The sequence below is a fragment of the Fulvivirga lutimaris genome, assembly GCF_009711525.1.
GTDB classification, from domain to species: domain Bacteria; phylum Bacteroidota; class Bacteroidia; order Cytophagales; family Cyclobacteriaceae; genus Fulvivirga; species Fulvivirga lutimaris.
Genome location: NZ_SMLV01000244.1, coordinates 1 through 7,864 on the forward strand (window position 1 = coordinate 1; position 7,864 = coordinate 7,864).

General features: G+C 39.8%; 10 protein-coding genes. 3 read left to right on the plus strand and 7 right to left on the minus strand.

Annotated features, from left to right (window positions below):
- Nucleotides 1-950, plus strand: a 950-nt coding sequence (locus tag E1140_RS21350; RefSeq protein WP_185153398.1) for a DUF6268 family outer membrane beta-barrel protein, incomplete at its 5' end; no start/stop codon positions are given.
- Between the two features lies 1 nt (nt 951).
- Here the strand turns inward: E1140_RS21350 and E1140_RS03130 are convergent.
- From E1140_RS03130 to E1140_RS03150, 5 genes are read right to left on the minus strand one after another with little or no spacing between them, the layout of a single operon-like run.
- The gene (locus E1140_RS03130; protein WP_155178952.1) at nt 952-1,749 is read right to left on the minus strand and encodes an SDR family oxidoreductase; all 798 of its coding nucleotides are present in this window, start codon (nt 1,747-1,749) and stop codon (nt 952-954) included.
- Nucleotides 1,746-2,192, minus strand: coding sequence for a thioesterase family protein (locus E1140_RS03135; protein WP_155178954.1), 447 nt, complete (start codon nt 2,190-2,192; stop codon nt 1,746-1,748). The genes E1140_RS03130 and E1140_RS03135 overlap by 4 nt, the downstream gene beginning before the upstream one ends.
- A gap of 3 nt (nt 2,193-2,195) precedes the next feature.
- The gene (locus E1140_RS03140) at nt 2,196-2,696 is read right to left on the minus strand and encodes a dihydrofolate reductase (RefSeq protein ID WP_185153399.1); all 501 of its coding nucleotides are present in this window, start codon (nt 2,694-2,696) and stop codon (nt 2,196-2,198) included.
- Entirely contained in the window at nt 2,693-3,613 is a 921-nt protein-coding gene (gene fmt / locus E1140_RS03145) for a methionyl-tRNA formyltransferase (protein WP_221412617.1), read from the minus strand. The genes E1140_RS03140 and fmt overlap by 4 nt, the downstream gene beginning before the upstream one ends.
- Before the next feature lie 34 nt (nt 3,614-3,647).
- Nucleotides 3,648-4,829, minus strand: a complete 1,182-nt coding sequence (locus tag E1140_RS03150) for an exo-beta-N-acetylmuramidase NamZ family protein (protein WP_155178956.1) — start codon at nt 4,827-4,829, stop codon at nt 3,648-3,650.
- Between the two features lie 114 nt (nt 4,830-4,943).
- On the opposite strand from E1140_RS03150, the gene E1140_RS03155 reads away from it, so the two are divergent.
- Together E1140_RS03155 and E1140_RS03160 are read left to right on the plus strand one after the other, a co-directional pair.
- Complete coding sequence (locus E1140_RS03155) at nt 4,944-6,164, plus strand: ABC transporter permease (RefSeq protein WP_155178958.1); 1,221 nt, start codon at nt 4,944-4,946, stop codon at nt 6,162-6,164.
- A gap of 51 nt (nt 6,165-6,215) precedes the next feature.
- On the plus strand, nt 6,216-6,635 hold the full coding sequence (locus E1140_RS03160) for a (4Fe-4S)-binding protein (protein WP_155178960.1): 420 nt from the start codon (nt 6,216-6,218) through the stop codon (nt 6,633-6,635).
- Here E1140_RS03160 and E1140_RS03165 read toward each other — a convergent pair.
- Together E1140_RS03165 and E1140_RS03170 are read right to left on the minus strand one after the other, a co-directional pair.
- Nucleotides 6,632-6,901 carry a hypothetical protein gene (locus E1140_RS03165; protein ID WP_155178962.1) on the minus strand — a complete coding sequence of 90 codons (270 nt, stop codon included), beginning with the start codon at nt 6,899-6,901 and terminating at the stop codon, nt 6,632-6,634. The two genes, E1140_RS03160 and E1140_RS03165, sit on opposite strands and share 4 nt — an antisense overlap.
- Before the next feature lie 259 nt (nt 6,902-7,160).
- Nucleotides 7,161-7,864 (minus strand): polyprenol monophosphomannose synthase (locus tag E1140_RS03170; protein ID WP_155178964.1); only part of this gene is annotated, 704 nt, incomplete at its 5' end.

A 7,864-nucleotide genomic window follows, 5' to 3' on the forward strand; every position in this document is an offset into this window, starting at 1 on the left:
AGGGTGTTGATGAAAAGACACCTATTATAGAAGCTGCCACACGATTTAAACCCCGGCCCAAGTTTTTGGTTTTAGAAACAGAGCTTCTTAGAGACTTTACTGTTATTCCCACTTCTGAGATTGTAGGAGATGGAGAGGCCAATGTATCACAAAATCTGATCAGAGAAGGGAAACTAAAATTTCCGATGGTGCTGAAAGAGCGGACAAAAATCATTGGTGGTTTTGGCTATAGGCACGAGCAGTTTAAGTTCAGCAAGCAGTCGGATGAGAGCTATCCTCTATTTAGCCGCTTTGATGATAAGTCTTTAAAACGGTTAAGCTTCAGTGTGTATATGCAGCGGGTTTTAAAAGAGAAAAAGTTCGTTTATGTATATTTCAACAGCTCTCTAAACAGTGATCGGCCAGGTATCGAGAATATTAATTACCAACTAAAATGGTCGGTAGCTGGAATTTATGGAAAGCAAATTGGACCACACAAGCAGCTAGGGTATGGACTTTCTTTTGGTTATGACTTCGGTCAGCCAGCGGCTTACCCCGTACTGATGTTAAATAATGATTTCTCCCTGCACTGGGGCTATGAGTTGCTATTACCTAAAAGTGCCAAATTGAGATATTCGCCTAATCTTTCAAATCATTTTATAGCAGCACTTGAGTTGCAAGGCGCCAGCTATAGTCTACAGGATAGCCTTTTTAATGGCTTCGATCTTTTAGAATTCAGACGTTCATCTATTCGTGCTGTTTTAACTTATGAACGCGAGCTGCATGATTGGCTCTGGTTTGGCGTAACGGCTGGCTACCGATTTCCGATCAATCTGTTTATTTCCGAACCCGGAGATGGCCGGACTGATGCTTTGATGAAAATTGATGCTGACCCAACACCGTATGTCAGCTTCTCGATATTTCTGGTGCCACCAAATAAAATGTACAATAGAGCGAAGGGGAGTGGGTGAGTTATCTCACTTTGGCTTTCCTCAAAATCTTCGCAAACAGATTAGGGAAAAGCCTTTTCAAATACACTCCGTATTTTTCTTTGCCCCCTATGTAGACTTCGTTCCTTTCATTCTCTAGCGCTTTGACCATTTTATTGGCAAACACATCAGCTGCCATACCATTGGCTTGCGCATCGTCCATTTTGTTTAACGCATCGCCTGTTTCAGTTAGCGCATTTACAGAAACATTGGTTTTTATAAAACCGGGACAGACCATGGTAACCTTGATATTGTCTTTGTACAGCTCAGCGCGCAGCGAATCAAAGAAGCCGTGTAAGGCATGCTTGGATGCTGCATAGCCAGACCTGTATGGAGATCCAAATTTCCCTACCAGGCTGGATACCACTGCAATATGGCCTTGCTTCCTATCAATCATGAGAGGAAGGAGGTATTTGGTAAGGGCAATGGTTCCAAAATAGTTGACCTCCATTAGTTTTCTGTCCACCTCTGGGCTGGTCTCAGCGGCTAATGAGCGCTGACTTATCCCGCCATTGTTGATGAGCATATCTATATGACCAAACAACTGAATAGCAGCTTCAGTCATCAATTTAAGTGTATCAGATTGAGCCAGATCCAGAGGAAGCAGTTCAATGTGTTTTTGAGTATCAGCAGGGCAGGAACTTTTCACCCTTTCTAGTTCTGTTTTTCTTCGCGCTGAAAGTATAAGCTTTGCACCTTTTTTTGCCAATGCATACGCTACTGCTTCACCAATACCGGAGGAGGCGCCTGTGATCCAGATAACTTTGCCCTTTACTTTCATTTTGAAGGCTCTAAGGTGAAATTTTCAGTTTTAGGCATTGATAAAAACAAATCTGCTATTTCTTTGGGAGGTATGGCCAATTTTCTTTTTTCGATATCTAACCATGCACCATCTACTTCAATAGTGGCTGCTTTAATACCATCTTGTCGGTACATTTCATGAACAAATGACCATCTACTGCCATCTGATCTGGACTTAGATAAAGCTGCTGTTATGGTAATAGAACCTTCCATGCCTACCTCACGGTAGAATTTTGTTTCCTCTCTAAATAGGATTGGCCCCATTTTTAACGACTCCATCTTGGCCATGGTAAGTCCAGCCTCTTCTAAGATTTTCACGCGCATATGAGCGGCATAATCGTTATAAGCAGAGTGGCGCATGTGCCTGTTTGGGTCAAGGTCAGCCCATTTTACTTCAAACTCTTTGGTTAGCGGTTGCTCCATGGTTTATCTGTGCTTATAGGTTACAAAGTCAAACTCATACTTGTGCTTTTCATCAGCAGGGTGGTTGATACGCTCTACCTCAATCCATTGTGATCTGTCAAACTCTGGGAAGAAAGCATCGCCATCAAAGGAGCCTTTTATCTCAGTTATGTACATGATATCTGCCACCGCTAGTCCCATTTTATATATCTCACCACCACCTATAACAAAGGCCTCTTCTTCACGACCATCTCTGGCTATTTGCAGTGCATCATCAAATGAGTTGACAACATGAGCGCCATCAATAAATAAATCCTCCTGTCGGGTAATGACAATGTTGGTTCTGTTTGGTAAAGGACTAAATTTTGGAGGTAAGGAGTCGAAATTTTTACGCCCCATAATCACGTGATGACCAGTGGTTTTTTGCATGAAAAATTTCATGTCGTCTGGCAGGCGCCACACCAGGTCATTGTCTTTACCTATCACTCTGTTTTCGGCCACAGCCGCTATCATTGAAATTTTCATATTTTATTCCCTCTTAAAAACTCTTCAACACCCATGCGTCTTTTGCCTTCTATCTGCAGCTCTGTAACATTTAAATGACCATCGGCAGTAACAAAATGCAAGTACGTTTTACCATCAGTAGCATAATCCCCTGGGGCTTTACCACCCGGATTTTTATCTCCTTTGGAGGCTTTATATATTTTTAAATTCTTATCGTTAAGGGTAGTCCATGCTGCCGGGTAAGGAGAAAGGCCTCTAATAAAATCATAGACTGTTGTAGTAGGTTGATCCCAGTTAATCTGACAAGTTTCACGGAATATTTTTGGGGCAGCTTTTAACACCTGATTTTCATCCTGATCAACCTGAGGGTAGTCTTCATTAGCGATGGCCTGAACAGTTTTTAATACCAATCCGGCACCTTTTGCCATTAGTCTGCTATATAGGTCACCTACTGTGTCATCTTCATGTATGGTTTCTTTCTCCTGAAATATGATCTTGCCTGTGTCTATTTCATGCTGTAAAAAGAAGGTGGATACTCCTGTTTCCTTCTCCCCATTGATGATAGCCCAGTTGATAGGTGCTGCACCTCGATATTGTGGAAGGAGGGAAGCATGAAGGTTAAAAGTGCCAATCTCTGGCATATCCCAAACTACTTCAGGCAGCATTCTGAAAGCCACTACAATCTGTAAATTAGCCTTGTAGCTTTTGAGCTCTTCTATAAACTCGGGCGACTTTAAATTTGTTGGCTGGAGTACGGGTATATTGTGTTTTACAGCACAATCCTTCACCGGTGATGTCGCTAACTGCTGCCCGCGGCCTTTAGGTTTGTCGGGTGCAGTAATGACAGCTACAACATTAAAACCATTTTCAACGAGTATTTCTAAGGAGGGGACTGCAAACTCTGGCGTCCCCATGTATATGATTCTTAAGTCTTGCATATCTTATTTGGTGGCAGCAAAACTAGCCATACTGCTATTCAAAATCTTTATAAAGAAGGTACTTCTTTCTCATCTCTTTGTATAATTCAAGGCCTGGTTTCCAGGTTGCTTCAATAGCTGCTTCATCCATACCCGATTTTATCTGCTGCATGGTTTTGTCATTGCCCATCAGTAAATTGAAATAGTTGGTTTTTAGAAAGAAGGACTCTTTATCTTCAAATTTATTATAGGCATCTAAAAGGTATTTTAATGTGAAACCATGTTTCACATCTATGTCTTCAAATGAATAGCCATAGCACTTTTGATTTTCTAAAGGTGGTTTGGCAGACATATTAGGTATGGAAACTGGTGTGAAGGAATAGTTCAAATCTGTGAAAGATGGGTGCCCATATTGAAGAAATGGCTGATATGTTCCTCTACCTACACTTATAACCGTACCCTCAAACAGGGCCAGCGATGGATAAAGTGTTATGGCTTTGTCGCTAGGTAGGTTTGGTGATGGTTTAACTGGTAAATTATAAGGCATACCATGGTCATAGTTTTTCACAGGTATTACAGTCAATTCACATTTATTATCTCCTGTCCAGCCCTCGCCATTAATCATTTTGGCTAGTTCGCCAACCGTTAGTCCGTGAACAGCAGGAATCGGCAACATGCCAACATAAGAGCTAAATGCGGAGTCCAGCATAGGACCATCCACTAACATGCCGTTAGGGTTCGGTCTGTCCAGTACAATAAATTTTGTTCCGGAGGCGGCACATGATTTCATGGCATAGGCCATGGCACTGATATAGGTGAAAAAGCGAACACCCACATCCTGAATATCGAAGATCAGCACATCAACACCTTCCAATAATTCTACTGGGAGGCTTTTGTTTTTTCCATACATCGACACTATAGGAATACCAGTTTTAGGGTCTTTGGTGTTGTCGATTTTGGCTCCATCGGGTCTGTCACCCCTAAATCCATGCTCCGGTGCGAATACCTTTACAATACCTATTTGATTGCTTAGCAGGGTGTCTACCAAATGAGTGTTGCCCACTAACGATGAGTGGTTTGCCAGCAAGGCAACTTTCTTGTCTTTTAGTAAAGGCAAATATTCGGTTAAGTTTTCAGCACCTACTTTAATGGTTTTGTCGGGGTCTTGATTTTGCTCAGGTTGGGCTTTGCAACTTGATGAGATGATAATTAAGATGAGTAAAAAATAATACCTCATTAATATTTAAGTTTTAGAATTACGTGACCTCAGTGTTGTAAAAGAAAGAGATAAAGTACTTTTTACATTTTTGTTTTCTTTTACTTTGAGGCACGCTAAAATTAATCAAAACCGTTGAACCTTTCATATTTCATAGCCAAGCGAATTGCTGATAATAAGGAACAGAGTTTTTCATCTACTATTCACAAAATAGCTATAGGAAGCATTGCTGTTGGTTTAGGAGCTATGATTGTCTCTTTTCTTATCCTTAGAGGCTTTCAGGATACTGTGAAGGATAAGATATACAGCTTTAGCGCACACTTACAGCTTACTAAATACACCCTTGATAACTCTTTTGAAGAGGTACCAATATCACTTAATACTGAGATTTTTACCAATCCGGAGGATTTTCCTTATGTCAGGCATGTGCAGGAGTATAGCCATAAAGCTGGCCTGATAAAGACCGAAGATGAAGTGCTTGGCGTTGTATTTAAAGGGGTAAGTAGTCGTTTTGATACAGCGAATTTCAATACTAATTTGATCGAAGGAAGGTTTGTCGAATTTGATACAGAAGACTATTCAAAAGAAGTTGTAATCAGTAAGGTTATTGCTGACAAGCTCGATATTGAGCTTAATGAAGATATACTGGTTCACTTTTTTCAAAACCCACCGAGGGTTAGAAGGCTTACAGTCGTTGGTAAATATGAGACCAATCTATCAGAGTATTATGATAATAAATTCATCATTGGAGATATTGATTTAATTAAGCGTCTTAACGACTGGCCGGATTCATTGGCCGGTGGACTTGAGGTGTTTGTTAATGATGTAGATAAAATGGATGAAGCTGAGGAGCAATTAAATGCTACGGTACCTTTGGACTTGTATGTAGAAAAGGTGAGTGATAAATATATTCAGGTGTTTGAGTGGTTGTTTCTAATCAGCCGGCAAGTCAATATATTCCTGGGTATTATACTTTTTGTAGTATGTGTCAATATGGTTTCCATTATTCTTATTCTTATTATGGAGCGTACGCAAATGATTGGCCTGCTCAAGTCTTTTGGTGGTACAGACGCTCTTATAAGGAGGATATTTAGTTATAGTGGCGTGCAGCTGATTTTTAAGGGACTCGTACTAGGCAATGTTTTAGGTTTAACAATTTGTGCCTTGCAATATTATTTTCAGCTAATCCGATTAAACCCTGCAGACTACTACATGAGCTATGTTCCCATTAGCTGGAATTGGGAGATTGTAATAGCGCTTAACCTACTCACATTTGTTATTGTTACGCTGATAGTAGCCCTGCCTACGGCAGTGATAGCGAGAATCAAACCGATAAAGAGTATCAAGTTTGATTAGTCATTGATAAAGCCAGTATTAATGTCTAAATTAATAGCATAACAAGCATCGATGGAAGTAAAAAAGGAATATACCAACGGAGATATTACAGTGGTTTGGCAACCTGGAAAATGCATTCATTCAGAAAATTGTTTTCATGGATTACCAAATGTATTTAAGCCAAAAGAAAAACCGTGGATTGATACGTCCGGAGCATCAAGTGCAGAAATGATGAGTCAGGTTAAGAAGTGCCCATCTGGCGCTTTGACGGCTTATGTAAATAGTGAAGGACCAAAAGAAGAAGTTATGAGAAAGATTAAGATACAGGTTTTTGAGAATGGACCTTTAAGAGTAACTGGCGATTTAGAAATAACCCATAAAGACGGGTCAACAGAAGTGAAGGAATCTGCTGCATCTTTTTGTAGATGTGGACATTCTTCTAATAAACCATTTTGTGATGGTTCCCACAAAAAAGAAGGCTTTGTAGGCTAATTGTCAGAAGTTTGATCAAGGTAGTGCTTTAGCAATGTGATAAAAGATTGCAAGCCGTAGCTAATAATAAACGAGCGTATCTGTCTCATCTCCATGTCTGACATGATAAAATGGTTGATGAAGAATTCATAACGGGCGTTATCATTCGTAAGGCTATTCAAATGATCCCTATCGCTCTTGTTTTGAAGTATCATTACCATTTTAGCTTCAAACCCTTCAAATGGCATCAATTTCTCTGCGGCAGTTTCGGTCAGTAATGAATTCATATAGATCGCTTGTAATTCTGATTATTATAGTTCAATGGTAACTAAAAAGCAGAGTTTTTGAAAACTCATTTGTGTTACAAAACGGCACTCAAATTAGGGAAAACAAATCTATTTATTAGGTGAATTTACCTAACGGAAAACGATTACATAAATCATAAAGTATTGATAATCATATGATTATGGTTTTAGCTGATTTGTCAAAATCGAAAAGTGAAAATATTTAATTTTTGTTTTGTGTATATTATCCCTTCAGGTGTGATTAAGCAGGGATATATTTCTTGAAAAGACTATCAACTTTCATCTTGATCACACCAAAAAACGCTTCTTTGAATATTGATCCTGACATTTTAGATTTTCCTCTAGTTCTATCGGTAAAAACAATAGGTACTTCACTAATCTTAAAGCCAAACTTCAAGGCGGTAAACTTCATTTCTATTTGAAAGGCATAGCCAATGAACTTGATATTCTCTAAGTCAATCGTTTGCAGGACATTGCGTTTAAAACAAACAAACCCTGCAGTTGTATCATTAACTGGCATACCCGTGATGAAGCGAACATAGATACTGGCGAAATAAGACATTATCACCCTGCCCATCGGCCAGTTAACTACATTAACACCAGATATATACCTGGAGCCAACAGCTACATCACTGCCACCAGTTGTGCATGCGTCATATAGCTTCATTAAATCCTTAGGGTTATGAGAGAAATCAGCATCCATTTCGAAGATAAATTCATAGCCATTTTCAATGGCAAACTTGAAACCTCGGATGTAGGCAGTACCCAAACCTAATTTGCCCTGACGCTCAATTAAGTGTAGTGTTCTGTCTGGAAGACCAGCCGCTTGAATCTCCTTGACGATTTCACCCGTTCCATCAGGTGATCCATCGTCAACTATCAGAATATCAAAGGGTTTGGGCAAAGTAACGACCGCGTCTATGATCAGACGAATATTGTCTTTTT

Excerpts from the sequence above, each read along its gene's own strand:
- fmt (WP_221412617.1), bottom strand. The coding sequence starts at position 3,613 with ATGCAAGACTTAAGAATCATATACATGGGGACGCCAGAGTTTGCAGTC.
- E1140_RS03140 (WP_185153399.1), bottom strand. The coding sequence starts at position 2,696 with ATGAAAATTTCAATGATAGCGGCTGTGGCCGAAAACAGAGTGATAGGT.
- E1140_RS03150 (WP_155178956.1), bottom strand. The coding sequence starts at position 4,829 with ATGAGGTATTATTTTTTACTCATCTTAATTATCATCTCATCAAGTTGC.
- E1140_RS03165 (WP_155178962.1), bottom strand. The coding sequence starts at position 6,901 with ATGAATTCATTACTGACCGAAACTGCCGCAGAGAAATTGATGCCATTT.
- E1140_RS03160 (WP_155178960.1), top strand. The coding sequence starts at position 6,216 with ATGGAAGTAAAAAAGGAATATACCAACGGAGATATTACAGTGGTTTGG.
- E1140_RS03135 (WP_155178954.1), bottom strand. The coding sequence starts at position 2,192 with ATGGAGCAACCGCTAACCAAAGAGTTTGAAGTAAAATGGGCTGACCTT.
- E1140_RS03130 (WP_155178952.1), bottom strand. The coding sequence starts at position 1,749 with ATGAAAGTAAAGGGCAAAGTTATCTGGATCACAGGCGCCTCCTCCGGT.